The organism is Serratia sp. B501 (assembly GCF_051172315.1).
Lineage (GTDB): Bacteria > Pseudomonadota > Gammaproteobacteria > Enterobacterales > Enterobacteriaceae > Serratia > Serratia ureilytica.
Genome location: NZ_JBPIZB010000001.1, coordinates 955,357 through 971,943 on the forward strand (window position 1 = coordinate 955,357; position 16,587 = coordinate 971,943).

Here is a 16,587-nt window from a genome sequence, read left to right on the forward strand (position 1 = left end):
TAATGAATGAATAAAAGTGCGAATTGAAATAAAGGTATAACACGGCATGAGTAATTTTATTTCGGCGCGCCTCGCCAGATAAAATAATAGGCCGCCAGACGCCGTGCTCAGATAAAAAACGGCGATGATTCGCTGTATGCGAAGTGAAAGTGCAGAATGAACTTCTGCCGGAAAGCGCATGGGCCGCAGCCTGCGCCAGCGGTGTTTCATCACGTTGTTTTTACAATAAAACCCCACCTGCTTCACATTTCTCATCCGACCTGCCGCGGTTCGGCGGCAAAACTTCTACTGTTAAAACGTCATTCCTAATAACAACGTCGATTTTACCTCTGCACGCCAAGGAGTTATTTCATGAGAAACATCAGGTCCGGACTTATCTGGCTGCTGGTGGCGTTGGTCGGCGCCTTCGCCTTCGCCATGCTGGCGCTCAGCCGCGGCGAGCACGTCAACGCCGTCTGGCTGGTGGTCGCCGCCGTCGCCTGCTACAGCATCGCCTACCGCTTCTACAGCCGGTTCATCGCCGACAAGGTCTTTGAACTGGATGACCGCCGTCTGACCCCGGCCGAACGCCACAACGACGGCCTGGACTACGTGCCCACCAACAAATGGGTGCTGTTCGGCCACCACTTCGCCGCCATCGCCGGCGCCGGGCCGCTGGTGGGGCCGATCCTGGCCGCGCAGATGGGCTTCCTGCCGGGAACCATCTGGATCCTGGTCGGCGTTATGTTGGCCGGCGCGGTGCAGGATTTTCTGGTGCTGTTCATCTCCACGCGCCGCGACGGGCGTTCGCTGGGGGAAATGGCCAAGCAAGAGCTGGGCGCGTTCGCCGGGGTGATCACCATGCTCGGCGCGCTGGGGGTGATGATCATCATCCTGTCGGCGCTGGCGTTGGTGGTGGTGAAAGCGTTGGCCGACAGCCCGTGGGGGCTGTTCACCATCGCCGCCACCATCCCGATCGCCCTGTTCATGGGCATCTACATGCGCTTTATCCGGCCGGGCAAGATCGCTGAAATTTCGGTGATTGGCTTCGTGCTGATGCTGCTGGCGATCGTTTACGGCGGCAACGTGGCGCAAGATCCCTATTGGGGGCCGTTCTTCACGCTGCACGGCACCACCCTGACCTGGGTGCTGGTGATCTACGGCTTCGTCGCCTCGGTGCTGCCGGTGTGGCTGCTGCTGGCGCCGCGCGATTACCTTTCCACCTTTATGAAAATCGGCGTCATCATCGGCCTGGCCATCGGCATCGTCTTCGCCATGCCGGAGATGAAAATGCCGGCGGTCTCGCGCTTTATCGACGGCAGCGGCCCGGTGTTCGCCGGCGCCCTGTTCCCCTTCCTGTTCATCACCATCGCCTGCGGCGCCATTTCCGGCTTCCACGCGCTGGTCTCCAGCGGCACCACGCCCAAGCTGATAGAGCGCGAAAGCCACATCCGCTTTATCGGTTACGGCGCCATGCTGATGGAGTCTTTCGTCGCCATCATGGCGCTGATCTGCGCCTCGGTGCTGGATCCGGGCGTCTACTTCGCCATGAACTCACCGGCGGCGCTGATCGGCACCACGGTGGAAAATGCTTCGCAGGTCATTAACAGCTGGGGCTTTATCGTCACGCCGGAAACGCTGGCGCTGATCGCCAAAGAGGTGGGCGAGAACGCCATCCTGTCGCGCGCCGGCGGCGCCCCGACCTTCGCCGTGGGCATGGCGCACATCATCAGTGAGGTGTTCAACAGCCGGGCGATGATGGCGTTCTGGTATCACTTCGCCATTCTGTTCGAAGCGCTGTTCATCCTGACCGCCGTCGACGCCGGCACCCGCGCCTGCCGCTTTATGGTGCAGGATCTGGTGGGCGTGGCGGTGCCGCAGCTGGCCAATAACCGCTCCTGGTTCGGCAACCTGGCGGGCACCACGGTGGCGGTGGCCGGTTGGGGTTTCTTCGTGTATCAGGGCGTGGTCGATCCGCTCGGCGGCATCAATACCCTGTGGCCGCTGTTCGGTATCGGCAACCAGATGCTGGCGTCGATGGCGCTGATCCTCGGCACCGTGGTGCTGTTCAAGATGAAAAAGCAGCGCTACGCCTGGGTGACTATTCTGCCGACCGCCTGGCTGTTCGTGACCTCTATGACCGCCGGCTGGCAGAAGATCTTCCACGAAAAACCGAGCATCGGTTTCCTGGCGCAGGCGAAGAAGTTCTCCACCGGCATCGAGCAAGGCACGATCATTGCGCCGGCCAAATCGTTGAAAGACATGGAAACCATCGTGTTCAGCAACCAGATCAACGCCGCGCTGTGCGGGTTCTTTATGCTGGTGGCGGTGACCATGCTGATCGCCGCCTTCTTCGCGATCCGCCGAGCGCTGCGCGCCGAACAGCCGACGGCGCACGAGGTCGGCGCCGCGCTGAGGGAAGAGGCCGGCCGCAGCTAAACGAACCGAGCATCAAGCAAGGGCGCCGCGGCGCCCTTTTTACTGGCTTTAGCCTAACAGCGTGGAGCCGAACGCCCCCTGCCAATCCTGTTCGAATTTTTCGACCGCGGCCTGCACTGCCGGCGCATTCAGGAACTGCTCCGCGACGTCCACCGGCAGCGTAATGGCCTGGCAGCCCGCCAACAGGCACTCCAGCGCCTGGCGCGGCGTTTTGAAACTGGCGGCCAGCACCTGCGCCGACGGCGCATGCAGGCTCAACAGCTGCTGCAGCTCGTGCACCATTTCGATGCCGTCGCCGCCCTGCGCGTCTACCCGATTGACGTAAGGCGCCACATATTCCGCCCCGGCCAAGGCCGCCAACAGCCCCTGTGCAGCGCCGTACACCGCGGTGCCCAACGTCGGAATGGACATCGTTTTAAGCTTCTTGATCGCCGCCAGCCCTTCGGCGGTCGCCGGGATTTTCACCACCAGCCCCGGTACCCGCTGGCTGAGCAGCGCCGCCTCCGCCACCATACGTTCCGCATCGGTCGCCATCACCTGTGCGAACAGCTTGCCGGTGCCGCCGAGGGCGTCGCGCAGCGCGGGCAGCACTTCCCAGATCGGCTTGCCTTCCTTCGCCACGATGCTCGGGTTGGTGGTGACGCCGTGCAGCGGCAGAATGCGCGCCAGGCGTTTTACCGCGGTCACATCGGCGGTATCGAGATAAAGCTCCATCACGGACTCCTGTGTCATGTTCTGTAGGCGGATTCAAACTCTGATCATCATAGGGCAAAAACCGCGCTAACTTTTGATCAAAATCAATTCAACTTTCATTCGAAACACCTTTAATGGCGAAAGATACAGCAACGCCAAACGGGTGACTCATGATCTTCAATCTGCAGCGCTACTCGACCCATGACGGCCCGGGCATCCGCAGCGTGGTCTTTTTAAAAGGCTGCCCGCTGAGCTGCCGGTGGTGTCAGAACCCGGAAAGCCGCTCGCGCCACGCAGACCTGCTGTTTGACGAACGCCTGTGCCTGAGCGGCTGCACGCTGTGCGCCGAGCGTTGTCCGCAAGGGCTGCAACGCAACGACGGGCCGCTGACGCTGCAACGCGAGCTGATTAGCGCAGACGATTATGCCGCCCTGGCCGCCGCCTGCCCGACCGGCGCGCTCAGCCTGTGCGGCAGCCCGATCAACCCCGACGATATCATGGCCGAGGTGATGCGGGATAAGCCTTTCTACCTGCGCAGCGGCGGCGGTTTAACGCTGTCCGGCGGCGAACCCTTTATGCAGCCGGACATCGCGGCGGAGCTGCTGCGGCGCGGCCGCGAGGCCGGCATCCACACCGCCGTCGAATCCTGCCTGCACGTCCCATGGCGTTATATCGCGCCTTCGCTGCCGTGGCTGGATCTGCTGCTGGCCGATCTCAAACACACCGACGAAGCGCGCTTCAGAGCCTGGACCGGCGGTTCCGCCCGCCGGGTGATGAGCAATTTTCGTCGGCTGGCGGCGCACGGCGTACCAATGACCGTCCGTGTGCCGCTGATCCCCGATTTCAACGCCGATCGCCGCTCTGTCCGTGCCATCGTCGACTTCGCCGCCGACGAGATCGGCGTGTCGGAGATCCACTTTCTGCCGTACCACACGCTTGGCATCAACAAGTACCACCTGCTCGGCGAACCCTACCATGCCGCCCGCACGCCACTGGACGCACCCGACCTGCTGGCCTTCGCCGAAGACTATGCCGGCGCCAAGGGCCTGACCGCCATTTTGCGAGGATAACACTATGACCACGTTGGATTTGACTACCCTGAGCGCCCGTATCCAGGCGCATAAGAATGCGCTGATTCACATCGTCAAACCGCCGGTGTGCACCGAACGCGCGCAGCACTATACCGAGGCCTATCAGCAGCATCAGGACAAGCCGCTGCCGGTGCGCCGCGCCCTGGCGTTGGCCAACCATCTGGCGAAACGCAGCATCTGGATCGCCAACGACGAGCTGATCGTCGGCAACCAGGCCAGCGAGCTGCGCGCCGCGCCGATCTTCCCCGAATACACCGTCGGCTGGATAGAAAACGAAATAGACCAGTTGGCCGACCGGCCGGGCGCCGGTTTTTCGGTCAGCGACGAGAACAAGGCAATTTTGCATCGTCTGTGCCCCTGGTGGCGCGGCCAAACGGTGCAGGATCGCTGCTACGGCATGTTCACCGACGAACAAAAGGCGCTGCTGGCCACCGGCATCATCAAGGCCGAGGGCAATATGACCTCCGGCGACGCCCATCTGGCGGTCAACTTCCCGCTGCTGCTGGAACAAGGCCTCGATGGCCTGCGTGAAAAGGTGAACGCGCGCCGCAGCCGCCTGCGTCTGACCGCGTGGGAAGATCTGCACAAGGCGCAGTTTCTCAACGCTATCGATATTGTGCTGACGGCGCTGAGCGGACACATCCTGCGCTTCGCCCGCCTGGCGCTCGACATGGCGCAAAACGAAGCCCGCGACTGGCGGCGCGCCGAGCTGCTGTCCCTCGCGGACAACTGCGACCGGATCGCCCATCGCCCACCGCAAACCTTCTGGCAGGCGCTGCAGCTGTGCTATTTCATCCAGCTGACGTTGCAGATCGAATCCAACGGCCATTCGGTTTCCTTTGGCCGCCTCGATCAGTATCTCTATCCCTGGTATCGGCGCGACGTGGAGCTGGAGCAAAACCTGACGCGGGAAAACGCCATCGAGCTGCTGCACAGCTGCTGGCTGAAGCTGCTGGAGGTCAACAAGATCCGCTCCGGCTCGCACTCCAAGGCCTCCGCCGGCAGCCCGCTGTACCAGAACGTCACCATCGGCGGCCAAAAACTGGTCGATGGCCGGCCGTGCGACGCGGTCAATCCGCTGTCCTACGCCATTCTCGAGTCCTGCGGCCGCCTGCGCTCCACCCAGCCCAACCTCAGCGTGCGTTACCACGCCGGAATGAGCGCCGATTTCCTCGACGCCTGCGTACAGGTGATCCGCTGCGGCTTCGGCATGCCGGCATTCAATAACGACGAAATCGTCATTCCCGAGTTCATCAAGCTGGGGGTCGAACCGCAGGACGCTTACGACTACGCCGCCATCGGCTGTATCGAGACCGCCGTCGGCGGCAAATGGGGCTATCGCTGCACCGGCATGAGCTTCATCAACTTCGCCCGCGTGCTGCTGGCGGCGCTGGAACAAGGCCGCGACGCCACGTCCGGGCAGATCTTCCTGCCGCAGGAACAGGCGCTGTCCAAAGGAAATTTCGCCGATTTCGAGCAGGTATTAACCGCCTGGGATCGGCAAATCCGCTACTACACGCGCAAGTCGATCGAGATCGAGTGCGTGGTGGACAGCGTGCTGGAGGAGAACGCTCACGATATCCTCTGCTCCGCGCTGGTGGATGACTGCATTGAACGCGGCAAAAGCATCAAGCAAGGCGGCGCCAAATACGATTGGGTTTCCGGTCTGCAGGTCGGCATCGCCAACCTGGGCAACAGCCTGGCGGCGGTGCGCAAACTGGTGTTCGACCAAGGGGCGATCGGCCAGCAGCAGCTGGCGACCGCGCTGGCCGAAGACTTCGCCGGGCTGGATGGCGAACAGCTGCGTCAGCGGCTGCTCAACGCCGCGCCCAAATACGGCAACGATGTGGACGAGGTCGATCGGCTGCTGGTGCGCGCCTACCAAACCTACATCGAAGAACTGAAACAGTACCGCAACACCCGCTTCGGCCGCGGGCCGATCGGCGGCGGCTACTACGCCGGCACCTCGTCGATTTCGGCCAACGTGCCCTTCGGCGCTGCCACCCTGGCCACGCCGGATGGCCGCAAGGCGCACGCGCCGCTGGCGGAAGGCGCCAGCCCGGCGTCCGGCACCGACCACCTGGGGCCGACGGCGGTGTTTAATTCGCTCGCCAAATTGCCGACCGAGGCGATCCTCGGCGGCGTGCTGCTCAACCAAAAGCTGAACCCGGCGACGCTGGACAACCCGCGCGATCGGGAGAAGCTGATGCTGATGTTGCGCACCTTCTTCGAGAGCTATCGCGGCTGGCATGTGCAGTACAACATCGTGTCGCGCGACACGCTGCTGGCGGCGAAGCAACACCCTGACCAATATCGTGATTTAGTGGTTCGCGTAGCTGGCTATTCCGCCTTCTTTACCGCATTATCCCCTGAGGCGCAGGATGATATTATTGCGCGCACAGAACATACTCTTTAAACCTTTGACTCTTAGCGGCCGCGCCTTGGCGGCCGCATCATCAGGCCGATATGAATTTACGACAACAGACCATATTGCAGTTGGTTAACGATCGCCGCCGGATCAGCGTCAATGAGCTGGCGCGCGCTTCGGGCGTCTCGGAAGTCACCATCCGGCAGGATCTCAACCTGCTGGAAAAACGCAGTTATCTGAAGCGGGTGCACGGCTCCGCCGTGGCGTTGGAAAGCGACGACGTCGACGCCCGCATGATGTCCAATTTCACCCTTAAGCAACGATTGGCGCAGTACGCCGCCGCGCAGGTCAACGACGGCGAGACGATTTTTATCGAGAGCGGCAGCGCCAATGCCCTGCTGGCGCGCTACATCGCCGAACGCAAGCGCATTACGCTGATCACCGTCAGCCACTACATCGCCAACCTGCTCAAAGAAACCGACTGCGACGTGATTGTGTTGGGCGGCATGTACCAGAAGAAAAGCGAGACCGTGGTCGGCCCGCTCACACGGCTGTGCATTCAGCAGGTGCATTTCAACAAAGCGTTTATCGGCATTGACGGCTTTCAGGCCGAAACCGGCTTTACCGGCCGCGACATGATGCGCGCCGATGTGGTCAGCGCGGTGCTGGCCAAGGGCGTGGAGAATATCGTACTGACGGATTCCAGCAAATTCGGCCAGATCCAGCCTAACCCGCTGGCGCAGCCGGGGCAAATCAGCCGGGTGATCACCGATTCACGTTTGGCGCTGGAGTATCAGCATCAGCTGAAACGTCAGGGCGTACAGGTGGAGCTGGTCAACGAATAACGCGCCGCGCGGGCCACGCCGCCCGCCGTTTCCCTTGCGCAGCGGGATTTTAAGACTATTTACCTGTTTATCCTTCCCGAGAAACCTATACTCAGCTTCGGTAACTTTTGGGCCGTAACCCGCTAATTATTCGGCCGTTAACAAAAAATGCCATTTTTTATATCGATACCGTATGGGAATCAACAGCAGGCCTGATTTATGGTTAACGCCTATACTTATAGGGCACTTCCATATAGCCAATGCTAAGGAGAAGTCATTATGATGATTATCAATAAACGTTTCGCCACCGCCGCTCTGGCTCTGACTCTGGCGTTTTCACTGAGCGCCTGTTCCAACATGTCCAAACGCGATCGCAACACCGCTATCGGCGCCGGCGCCGGTGCAGTCGGCGGCGCAGTGCTGACCAACGGCAGCGCTTTGGGCACGCTGGGTGGGGCTGCGGTGGGCGGCATCATCGGTCACCAGGTTGGCAAATAACCTGCCCGATGCTCCTCCGCCGACAGGCGGGCAAAAGCGCCTCGGCGCTTTGACGTATTAACCAATAACGATGATTTCAGGTCTGTTTTACTTTAAGTCTATGGTTCTTTCGCCGTTAACGGGTTAACCCCCGGCAGCAACAACCTCTAGCCATGCCGCAGCATTGCACTGCGGCATGGCGATTCGCCTCAACCGCCCGCCAGTTTGACCTTCATGCCTTTGGCTTCCAGCAGCTGTTTGAGCAGATCGCGTTTATCGCCCTGGATCTCGATGACTCCCTCTTTCACCGAGCCGCCGCAGCCGCATTTCTTTTTCAGTTCGGCCGCCAGTTTGTCGAGCGCGGCATCATCCAGATCGACGCCGGTAATCAGGCACACGCCCTTCCCCTTGCGGCCGCTGGTCTGGCGCTGGATGCGCACGACGCCATCGCCCTTGGCGCGTTGCGGTTTAACCTCTTCCTGCTTGATGCGACCGGTGTCCGTGGAATACACCAGACGGCTGTTATCGTCATTCATCATCGCTTCCTCAGGCCAAAGAGGCGCGGATCGCGCGCAGCGTCGCGGCCGGATCCGCAGATTGGGTGATCGGACGCCCAATCACCATATAGTCCACGCCGGCGGCCTGCGCCTGCACCGGCGTCATAATACGACGCTGATCGCCCGCCGCGCTGCCTTCAGGGCGGATCCCCGGCGTCACCAGTTGGAAAGCCTGCCCGCAGGCGGCCTTCAGGCGCTGCGCTTCGTGTGCCGAACACACCACGCCGTCCAGCCCGCAGTCGCGGGTCAGGCGCGCCAGGCGCTCGGCGTGTTCTGCCGGACTGGCCTCGATGCCGATGCCGCGAAGGTCTTCCGCTTCCATGCTGGTCAGCACCGTGACGGCGATCAGCAGCGGCGCATCCGCCCCGTATGACACCAGCGCTTCTTTAGCGGCAGTCATCATGCGCGCGCCGCCGCTGGCATGCACATTGACCATCCAAACGCCCAGCTCGGCCGCTGCGGCTACCGCATGCGCCGTGGTATTGGGAATATCGTGGAATTTCAGGTCAAGAAATACGTCGAAGCCGCGCCCGTGCAGATCGCGCACCAGCTGCGGCCCAAACAGCGTGAACATTTCCTTGCCCACTTTCAGCCGGCAGTCTTGCGGATCGATACGGTCGGCGAACGCCAGCGCAGCGTTCTTATCGGCGTAATCCAACGCCACAACGATTGGAGATGATTTTAAGTCATTGTTATTAGTGTTATTTTCAGACTTCATTTCTTCTACCTTCTGTAAAATGGAGATAATCAGGGACTCACCCGCGAAACTGACCGCCGCATTCTACATGCCAGGGGCCAGAAATCCCAGCCGCAGCGCGCACCGGCGCTCTGTCATGTTACCTTGCGTCTTTGTCATGGCGCGTCAACGTAAGCGCGTCAGCAATAAACCACGCAGCGTAAAACGCCGTAAAGATGCGTAAATTATCGATCAAATATTTTGAACAACTTGCTCAGCATTATCAGATTTTCAATCGGCACAGATGCTTTATTATTCACCACATCGGAAGCGAATGGCTTCCTTCCTAAATAAACAGACTGGAGTCACCCATGAAAACCATCAAATATTTTGCAGCCGCTGCCGCTATCGCACTGACCTCTTTCGCCACTTTGGCCGCTGAGCCGATCAACAGCCAGCAGGCCGATAGCCTGACCGCGACCGGCGTCGTTTCCGCAGGCCACGCAACCACCCTCAGCAGCCTGGAGAAAAAACTGGCCGCTAAAGCAGATGCTCAGGGCGCCAGCAGCTACCGCATTATCTCCGCCGGCGGTAACAACATGTTGAGCGGCACCGCGATCATCTACAAATAAGGTTTCCGGTACAGGGCTCGAGATTTCGGGCCCTGCCTCTGTTTCCCGCTTAAAAACCCCCCGCATTTGCCCCGCTCTTTATTGTTACAAAAATATTAAATTTTTATTACACACTAGACACCCGATCGCCAGTGGCTTAGCTTGAAGGCATCTTCCTGCAGAAAGGCTTTCAAAATGAGCGAGATATCGACACTTACCATTAAAATTCCTCTGGCACTGAAGGAGAAAATCCGCGCCGCCGCCGCTGAAAACGAATTTTCATTGAGCGTGGAAGTGTGCCAGCGCCTGGAAAGTAGCTTCAACGCGCCCGTCGTCAAGGCAGAAAAACCGGCCAAGAAAGCGGACGACCTGCACCACGGCGAGATCGACAATCAAAGCACCGAAGAAGAAATCGAACAGCCTCTGAGCCAGAAAGAGCTGAAGAAGCTGCGTCAGCTATTGAAAACCGGCGCTAAAGGCGGCAAGAAAAAGTAAGCGATGAACATAGAAAAACGGGGCGATCAATCGCCCCGTTTTATTTTGTCTCACCGCCGCGCTATTGTCCGTCCAGACCGCGGATCGGTTTAACCGATGACCAGGCGCGACACGACGGACAATGCCAATAGAGCGAGTGCGCGGTGAAGCCACATTTGTGGCAGCGGTAACGCGGCTTGGTGCGAATTTGCTCGCCGACCATATCGCGCAACAACAGCAGACTCTCTTTCGCACGGCCGTCTTCAGCGTCCGCCAGGTGATAATCCATCAGCCGATAAAACACCCGCATAGTGGGATGACGCTGCAGCTGGCGGTTGATATAGACCTGCACCACGTCGCGCCCTTCGTGCTGCTCGATGATTTCGGCCAGCATCAGATCGGCGGTTGCGCCGGTGTTCTCTTCCACGCAGCGCTTCAGGAAATCAGCCCAGTTGTGCTGCTGTTCCGGCAGGTGCCGGTAGCATTCCTGCAGCATCGGCAGCGTTTCGCTGACCAGCTCTTTATCCTGACTCAATACGCGTTGCAGCGACTCCGCCGCTTTGGCGTAGTCGTTTTGCGCCATGTAAATGCGCCCGAACATGATGGACACGCGCGCGCACTGTTTATCGGCCGCGTCCGCACGCTTGAGCAGGCTCATCGCCCGATCGAGATCGTCGCTGCCCATCGCCTGCAGCGCCAGTTCACAATAAAAGTGCGCGATCTCGACGCGTTGTTTCTCTTTGCCCAGCTTGACCAACTTTTCCGCCACGTCGATCGCTTTCTGCCAGTCGCTGGTCGCCTGATGGATCACCAGCAGTTGCTGCAGCGCCGAGACGCGAAAATCCGCTTCGTCAGTCAACTGGCTGAACATGTCTTCCGCGCGGTCATAAAGCCCGGCGGCCATATAGTCACGGCCCAGCTGCTGCACCGCCAACAGGCGCTGTTCAAAGGTCAGGGAAGCGCTTTCCATCAAGGCCTGATGGATGCGGATAGCGCGGTCGACTTCGCCGCGCGAGCGGAACAGGTTGCCCAACGTCAGGTGGGCCTCAACGGTGTTGCTGTCCTCTTTCAACATGTCGAGGAACAGATCGACCGCCTTATCCTGCTGGTTTGAAAGCAGAAAGTTCACCCCTGCCACGTATTCACGCGACAGGCGGTTGGCTTCTTGCTGTTTATCCTGCTGAGCGCTTCTGCGCCCCATGTACCAACCGTACGCGGCAGCCACGGGCAGCAACAGAAACAGCAGTTCTAACATAGAGGGTTATTCCTTGCTGACAACGGCCTGAGCCGCCGGTTCAGCGGGCTGCTCAAGCTGCAGCTCCAGCCTTTTGATCTTGCGCTCGGCGCGGCCCAGCGCAATGCGCGTACGCAGATAGAACAGACCGCAAATGATCCAGCCGAGAATGAAACCGGCGCCAAACAGCGTGGCCAACAGGGTCGATACGCGATAATCGCCCTGCGCAACCAGATAGTTAAAATTGACCACCTGATCGTTATGCGCACCCAAGGTGACGGAAATCACGAAGATCACCAGAACCAACAAAAAAATCAGCAAATATTTCACATTCTTTCCCGCGATGCCGAGTGAATCGGATGAACGATGCCAAAACGTGGCGTCCCTAACCCTTAAGTTAGCATTTCCCGTTGCGGCAGGGAAACCCTGCGGCACGATAAAACCACATATCTGCTGGCATATTCGGCAGTAAACGGCTTTAACGAACAAATTGATGAGAAAGCTTCTCAAAACGTCGAATTTATAAGGATATGGGGGCGACGGCGCGGATTGCAATGGCGGGAAAATGTAAGCGGTTAATGCGGCGCCGATCTGGCGCCGCGCTTTTTGTGACATGGTCACATAACGTTCATTTCTCCGGCTTGCGCGCCGCGATTTCCTGCTGCTCTTGCGGCGGCGGCGTCAGAGGACCGAACCAGCGCTGCGCCAGCCAGCAGGTGATCACCACCAGCAACCAACTGATCAACGTGGCCATCGCCAGATCGCGCGGCCAGTGCATGCCCAGCAGCAAGCGGCTGCCCATTACCCCGGCCGCCCACACCATCAGGATCGCGACGGTTTTGTAATGGCGGCGCGGCCACAGCAGCCCTACGCCCAATAGCGCCCAGGTGGCGGCGAACATGGTGTGCCCCGACGGAAAAGCAAAGCCGGTTTCAAACTGCCAGTGCTTGCGCAGCCAGCCCGGCACCAGCGACTGGTCTTGCAGTTGCTCGCGCACCAGCGCGCTGCGCTCTTTGCGCTGCAGCGAGTAGAAATACTTGCCGTCCACGCCGTGGGTTTGCTCCAACCACACCACGAAAGGACGCGGCTCTTGCACCCGATCCTTGATCAACGACTTCACGCCCTGCCCAATCAACAGCGCGGCGAAAAGCAGCATCGCCAGACCGATGGCCGGCTTCAGCCGAAAGCGCAGGCACCACAAAAACCAACCGCAGAGGATCGCGCTGGTCAGAATGCCCCACGGCGAGGTCACGGTTTCGGTCACCCAGTACAGCGCTTTCAGCAGCCGGTCATTGCCGCCGGGTTGCCAGTGCCAGCCGGATACCCAGACCGCCAGCGGCATCAACAACAGCAGCAACGCGCCGCCCGCCGTGCGTTTTGCTATCTCATACATTCCCGTTTTCCTCTGCGTGAATCAGGCTGCAGTGTAACAAGAGTGCAATCTTGATAACACGCGAAAAATTAAACAGATAGACAATCTATCGCAATAATAGGTGGCCAGAAAACGCCATCTGCTGGTTTGCTGAGCACCGCCCGGCAAGAAGTTGTGGCAAAATAGCCGATAATTAACGAAATAGAGATCGGCGTAGCACGTTTTAGTCTTGGTCAATGCACTAACCGGACTTAGGATGCGCGACAATGATTGAATCGTAGGTTTTTGTGGAGAGTGACATGCAGCTTAAACGGGTGGCAGAGGCTAAACTGCCGACACCTTGGGGCGATTTCCTGATGGTAGGATTCGAAGAACTGGCGACCGGGCACGATCATCTGGCGCTGGTTTTCGGTGATATTTCCGGTGAAGCGCCGGTGCTCGCACGCGTGCATTCCGAATGTCTGACCGGCGACGCGTTGTTCAGCCTGCGCTGCGACTGCGGTTTTCAGCTGGAAGCCGCGCTGGAGCAGATCGCCGAAGAAGGCCGCGGCATCCTGCTTTATCATCGCCAGGAGGGCCGCAATATCGGCCTGTTGAACAAGATCCGCGCCTATGCCCTGCAGGATAAGGGCGCAGACACCGTGGAAGCCAACCATCAGCTCGGCTTCGCCGCCGACGAACGCGACTTCACCCTGTGCGCCGACATGTTCAAACTGCTGGGCGTCGACGCGGTGCGCTTGCTGACCAACAATCCGAAAAAGGTCGAGATCCTGACCGAAGCCGGTATCAATATCAGCGAGCGCGTGCCGCTGATCGTCGGCCGCAATCCGAAGAACGAACACTATCTGGCCACCAAGGCCGCCAAAATGGGCCATTTGCTCGACCAGAAGTGATCGCCGCCACGGTGAAAACCATCAGGGCGCCTTGCGGCGCCCTTTTTACTGCCCGATTTACAGCATTTTCCTGATTACGTAGTGCAGGATGCCGTCGTTTTCGTAGTAGGTCAGCTCATTGCCGGTATCGATGCGGCAACGGGTGTCGATCACCTCCTTGCGCCCGTCGGCATAGGTGATATGTACCGGCACCGTCTGGCCCGGCTGCAGCTGTTGCAGGCCGCCGACGCTGATCTGCTCGTCCCCGGTCAGCCCCAGCGTTTTGCGCGTCACGCCCTGCGGGAACTCCAGCGGCAAAATACCCATGCCGATCAGGTTGGAGCGGTGAATACGCTCGAAGGATTCGGCGATCACCACCCGCACGCCCAGCAGGCGCGGCCCTTTCGCCGCCCAGTCGCGGCTGGAGCCGGAACCGTACTCTTTACCGGCGATCACCGCCAGCGGCACTTGCTCCTGCTGGTACTGCATGGCGGCGTCGTAGATCGACAGTTGCTGCTGCGACGGAATATAGCGGGTATAGCCCCCCTCCACGCCCGGCACCATTTCGTTGCGGATGCGGATGTTGGCGAAGGTGCCGCGCATCATCACTTCATGGTTTCCGCGGCGCGAACCGTAGGAGTTAAAATCCTGCGGCGCCACGCCGTGCTCGCTCAGGTAACGCCCCGCCGGGCTGTCGCGCTTGATGTTGCCCGCCGGCGAGATGTGGTCGGTGGTCACCGAATCGGCCAGAATCGCCAGAATGCGCGCGTCCTTGATGTCCTGCACCGGATCCGGCTTCACCTTCATGGTGCTGAAAAACGGAGGATGGCGGATATAGGTAGAATCCTCCTGCCATTGATAGGTCGCCGAACCGGTCACCTGGATCGCCTGCCAGTTGGCGTCGCCATCGAACACTTCGCCGTATTCTTTGTGGAACATCTCGGTGCGCACTTCTTCCACCGCCTGAGCAATGTCCTGGCTGCTCGGCCAGATGTCCTTCAGGTAGACCGGTTGACCGTCATTGCCCTCGCCCAGCGGCTCTTTGGTCAGGTCGATCTTCATGCTGCCCGCCAGCGCATACGCCACAACCAGCGGCGGTGAGGCCAGCCAGTTGGTTTTCACCAGCGGGTGGATGCGCCCTTCGAAGTTACGGTTGCCCGACAGCACCGCGCCCACGGTCAGATCGCCCTCTTTGATCGCCTGCTCGATAGGATCCGGCAGCGGCCCGGAGTTGCCGATACAGGTGGTACAGCCATATCCCACCAGGTTGAACCCCAGTTCTTCCAGATAAGCGGTGAGCTTGGCGCTGTCGAAGTAGTCGGTCACCACTTTGGAACCCGGCGCCAACGACGTTTTTACCCAAGGTTTGCTGCGCAGCCCTTTCTTGACGGCGTTTTTCGCCAGCAGGCCAGCCGCCATCATCACGCTCGGGTTGGAGGTGTTGGTGCAGGAGGTGATCGCCGCGATCACCACCGCGCCGTCGTGCAGCTCGTGCTGCTGCCCATCCAGCGTAAAGGGTTTGCTGTCTGCCTTGGTCTTGTGGCCGCCGATATCCAACTCGGTAGCGGCCTTGAACGCCTGCGGCACATTCGGCAGCGCGACGCGATCCTGCGGGCGTTTCGGCCCGGCGAGGCTGGCCTCGACCGTCGACATATCCAGCGCCAGCGAGCTGGTGAAGACCGGCTCATCCCCCGGGTTGCGCCACATGCCCTGCGCCTTGGCGTAGGCTTCCACCAGCGCGATTTGTTCGGCGCTGCGGCCGCTGAGTTTCATGTAGCCGAGCGTGACGTCATCTACCGGGAAGAAACCGCAGGTGGCGCCGAACTCCGGCGACATATTGGCGATGGTCGCCCGGTCCGCCAACGGCAGATCGGCCAGGCCGTCGCCGTAAAACTCGACGAACTTGCCGACAACGCCGTGCTTACGCAGCATTTGGGTGACCGTCAGCACCAGGTCGGTGGCGGTAATGCCCTCGCGGAGCTTGCCGGTCAGCTTAAAGCCGACGACGTCCGGGATCAGCATCGACACCGGCTGGCCCAGCATCGCCGCTTCCGCTTCGATACCGCCGACGCCCCAGCCGAGAATGCCCAGGCCGTTGATCATGGTGGTGTGGGAATCGGTGCCCACCAGCGTATCCGGATAGGCCACGCGGCGACCGCTTTCGTCGCTGTGCCACACCGTTTGGCCGAGGTATTCGAGATTGACCTGGTGGCAGATGCCGGTGCCTGGCGGCACCACGCGGAAACGGTTGAAGGCTTTCTGCCCCCAGCGCAGGAAGGTGTAGCGCTCGTGGTTGCGCTGCATTTCGATACGAACGTTGTCTTCGAAGGCGTTGTCATCGCCGAATTCATCGACGGTAACCGAGTGGTCAATCACCAGATCCACCGGTGACAGCGGGTTCACCTGGTCGACATTGCCGCCCAGCCGCCGCACCGCTTCACGCATCGCCGCCAGATCCACCACCGCCGGGACGCCGGTAAAATCCTGCATCAGCACGCGCGCCGGACGGTAGGCGATCTCACGGTCAGCATGGCCGGTTTGCAACCAGGCGACGATGGCCTTGAGGTCGTCAACCTGCACGGTATCGCCATCCACATGGCGCAGCAGGTTCTCCAACAGCACTTTCATTGATTTCGGCAACCGGTCGATATCACCCAGCTGCTTCGCCGCCAGCGGCAGACTGTAGTAGTAATATTCGCTATTCAGCGCAACCAGCTTATCCAGACTTGTTTCACGAAGATCGGACGACATAGCTCCTCCATTTCTTATTGTGATTAAAACAGGGTAATCAGTGAGGTCTTGTTTAAAGATACCACAAAGATAAGTTAACGTTTTGATAACAACACGATTTGATCACAGCGATAGGTGAGAACAATCAAGAAGAAGGAAGTGCGAGCGCAGCCAAGGGGTTAGGCTACGC

General features: G+C 59.8%; 15 protein-coding genes. 8 read left to right on the top strand and 7 right to left on the bottom strand.

What is annotated here, in order from left to right; genetic code table 11:
- Nucleotides 1-351 precede the first annotated feature (351 nt).
- Entirely contained in the window at nt 352-2,418 is a 2,067-nt protein-coding gene (locus tag ACSBQV_RS04690) for a carbon starvation CstA family protein (RefSeq protein ID WP_099785800.1), read from the top strand.
- A 48-nt stretch (nt 2,419-2,466) separates the two neighbouring features.
- Here the strand turns inward: ACSBQV_RS04690 and fsa are convergent, their stop codons facing one another.
- Nucleotides 2,467-3,132: a fructose-6-phosphate aldolase gene (fsa, locus tag ACSBQV_RS04695; protein ID WP_033643250.1), complete on the bottom strand. Its 666-nt coding sequence runs from the start codon at nt 3,130-3,132 to the stop codon at nt 2,467-2,469.
- 149 nt (nt 3,133-3,281) lie between these two features.
- On the opposite strand from fsa, the gene ACSBQV_RS04700 reads away from it, so the two are divergent.
- From ACSBQV_RS04700 to osmB, 4 genes are all read left to right on the top strand, one after another.
- Entirely contained in the window at nt 3,282-4,181 is a 900-nt protein-coding gene (locus tag ACSBQV_RS04700; protein ID WP_099785802.1) for a glycyl-radical enzyme activating protein, read from the top strand.
- A gap of 4 nt (nt 4,182-4,185) precedes the next feature.
- Complete coding sequence (locus ACSBQV_RS04705; RefSeq protein ID WP_099785804.1) at nt 4,186-6,618, top strand: formate C-acetyltransferase/glycerol dehydratase family glycyl radical enzyme; 2,433 nt, start codon at nt 4,186-4,188, stop codon at nt 6,616-6,618.
- A gap of 50 nt (nt 6,619-6,668) precedes the next feature.
- On the top strand, nt 6,669-7,415 hold the full coding sequence (locus ACSBQV_RS04710) for a DeoR/GlpR family DNA-binding transcription regulator (protein ID WP_004930631.1): 747 nt from the start codon (nt 6,669-6,671) through the stop codon (nt 7,413-7,415).
- Nucleotides 7,416-7,673: 258 nt separating this feature from the next.
- Nucleotides 7,674-7,892 (top strand): osmotically-inducible lipoprotein OsmB, encoded by a 219-nt coding sequence (gene osmB / locus ACSBQV_RS04715; protein ID WP_004930634.1) that lies wholly within the window; start codon nt 7,674-7,676, stop codon nt 7,890-7,892.
- A gap of 188 nt (nt 7,893-8,080) precedes the next feature.
- On the opposite strand, the gene yciH is transcribed toward osmB, so the two are convergent.
- Both yciH and pyrF read right to left on the bottom strand, forming a co-directional pair.
- Nucleotides 8,081-8,407 (bottom strand): stress response translation initiation inhibitor YciH, encoded by a 327-nt coding sequence (yciH, locus tag ACSBQV_RS04720; RefSeq protein WP_004930637.1) that lies wholly within the window; start codon nt 8,405-8,407, stop codon nt 8,081-8,083.
- A gap of 10 nt (nt 8,408-8,417) precedes the next feature.
- A complete protein-coding gene (gene pyrF / locus ACSBQV_RS04725) occupies nt 8,418-9,146 on the bottom strand; it encodes an orotidine-5'-phosphate decarboxylase (RefSeq protein WP_046898957.1) in 729 nt (242 codons plus the stop codon).
- A gap of 329 nt (nt 9,147-9,475) precedes the next feature.
- Between pyrF and bhsA the strand changes: the two genes are divergently transcribed.
- Nucleotides 9,476-9,736 carry a multiple stress resistance protein BhsA gene (bhsA, locus tag ACSBQV_RS04730; RefSeq protein ID WP_033643254.1) on the top strand — a complete coding sequence of 87 codons (261 nt, stop codon included), beginning with the start codon at nt 9,476-9,478 and terminating at the stop codon, nt 9,734-9,736.
- A 174-nt stretch (nt 9,737-9,910) separates the two neighbouring features.
- Complete coding sequence (locus tag ACSBQV_RS04735; protein WP_033643255.1) at nt 9,911-10,210, top strand: hypothetical protein; 300 nt, start codon at nt 9,911-9,913, stop codon at nt 10,208-10,210.
- A gap of 61 nt (nt 10,211-10,271) precedes the next feature.
- Here the strand turns inward: ACSBQV_RS04735 and lapB are convergent, their stop codons facing one another.
- The 3 genes from lapB to pgpB form a co-directional block, all read right to left on the bottom strand.
- Nucleotides 10,272-11,444, bottom strand: coding sequence for a lipopolysaccharide assembly protein LapB (gene lapB / locus ACSBQV_RS04740; RefSeq protein ID WP_019452693.1), 1,173 nt, complete (start codon nt 11,442-11,444; stop codon nt 10,272-10,274).
- A 6-nt stretch (nt 11,445-11,450) separates the two neighbouring features.
- Nucleotides 11,451-11,753 carry a LapA family protein gene (locus tag ACSBQV_RS04745; protein WP_033643257.1) on the bottom strand — a complete coding sequence of 101 codons (303 nt, stop codon included), beginning with the start codon at nt 11,751-11,753 and terminating at the stop codon, nt 11,451-11,453.
- 298 nt (nt 11,754-12,051) lie between these two features.
- Nucleotides 12,052-12,816: a phosphatidylglycerophosphatase B gene (pgpB, locus tag ACSBQV_RS04750; RefSeq protein WP_099785806.1), complete on the bottom strand. Its 765-nt coding sequence runs from the start codon at nt 12,814-12,816 to the stop codon at nt 12,052-12,054.
- 278 nt (nt 12,817-13,094) lie between these two features.
- Here pgpB and ribA point away from each other — a divergent pair, with 278 nt between their 5' ends.
- Nucleotides 13,095-13,688 carry a GTP cyclohydrolase II gene (ribA, locus tag ACSBQV_RS04755; protein WP_019452695.1) on the top strand — a complete coding sequence of 198 codons (594 nt, stop codon included), beginning with the start codon at nt 13,095-13,097 and terminating at the stop codon, nt 13,686-13,688.
- A gap of 57 nt (nt 13,689-13,745) precedes the next feature.
- Here the strand turns inward: ribA and acnA are convergent, their stop codons facing one another.
- Entirely contained in the window at nt 13,746-16,418 is a 2,673-nt protein-coding gene (gene acnA / locus ACSBQV_RS04760; protein WP_099785808.1) for an aconitate hydratase AcnA, read from the bottom strand.
- Nucleotides 16,419-16,587 lie beyond the last annotated feature (169 nt).

What these genes read in the sequence shown, in the direction of transcription:
- ACSBQV_RS04690 (WP_099785800.1), top strand. Translation starts at nt 352, where the DNA reads ATGAGAAACATCAGGTCCGGACTTATCTGGCTGCTGGTGGCGTTGGTC.
- fsa (WP_033643250.1), bottom strand. Translation starts at nt 3,132, where the DNA reads ATGGAGCTTTATCTCGATACCGCCGATGTGACCGCGGTAAAACGCCTG.
- ACSBQV_RS04700 (WP_099785802.1), top strand. Translation starts at nt 3,282, where the DNA reads ATGATCTTCAATCTGCAGCGCTACTCGACCCATGACGGCCCGGGCATC.
- ACSBQV_RS04705 (WP_099785804.1), top strand. Translation starts at nt 4,186, where the DNA reads ATGACCACGTTGGATTTGACTACCCTGAGCGCCCGTATCCAGGCGCAT.
- ACSBQV_RS04710 (WP_004930631.1), top strand. Translation starts at nt 6,669, where the DNA reads ATGAATTTACGACAACAGACCATATTGCAGTTGGTTAACGATCGCCGC.
- osmB (WP_004930634.1), top strand. Translation starts at nt 7,674, where the DNA reads ATGATGATTATCAATAAACGTTTCGCCACCGCCGCTCTGGCTCTGACT.
- yciH (WP_004930637.1), bottom strand. Translation starts at nt 8,407, where the DNA reads ATGAATGACGATAACAGCCGTCTGGTGTATTCCACGGACACCGGTCGC.
- pyrF (WP_046898957.1), bottom strand. Translation starts at nt 9,146, where the DNA reads ATGAAGTCTGAAAATAACACTAATAACAATGACTTAAAATCATCTCCA.
- bhsA (WP_033643254.1), top strand. Translation starts at nt 9,476, where the DNA reads ATGAAAACCATCAAATATTTTGCAGCCGCTGCCGCTATCGCACTGACC.
- ACSBQV_RS04735 (WP_033643255.1), top strand. Translation starts at nt 9,911, where the DNA reads ATGAGCGAGATATCGACACTTACCATTAAAATTCCTCTGGCACTGAAG.
- lapB (WP_019452693.1), bottom strand. Translation starts at nt 11,444, where the DNA reads ATGTTAGAACTGCTGTTTCTGTTGCTGCCCGTGGCTGCCGCGTACGGT.
- pgpB (WP_099785806.1), bottom strand. Translation starts at nt 12,816, where the DNA reads ATGTATGAGATAGCAAAACGCACGGCGGGCGGCGCGTTGCTGCTGTTG.
- ribA (WP_019452695.1), top strand. Translation starts at nt 13,095, where the DNA reads ATGCAGCTTAAACGGGTGGCAGAGGCTAAACTGCCGACACCTTGGGGC.
- acnA (WP_099785808.1), bottom strand. Translation starts at nt 16,418, where the DNA reads ATGTCGTCCGATCTTCGTGAAACAAGTCTGGATAAGCTGGTTGCGCTG.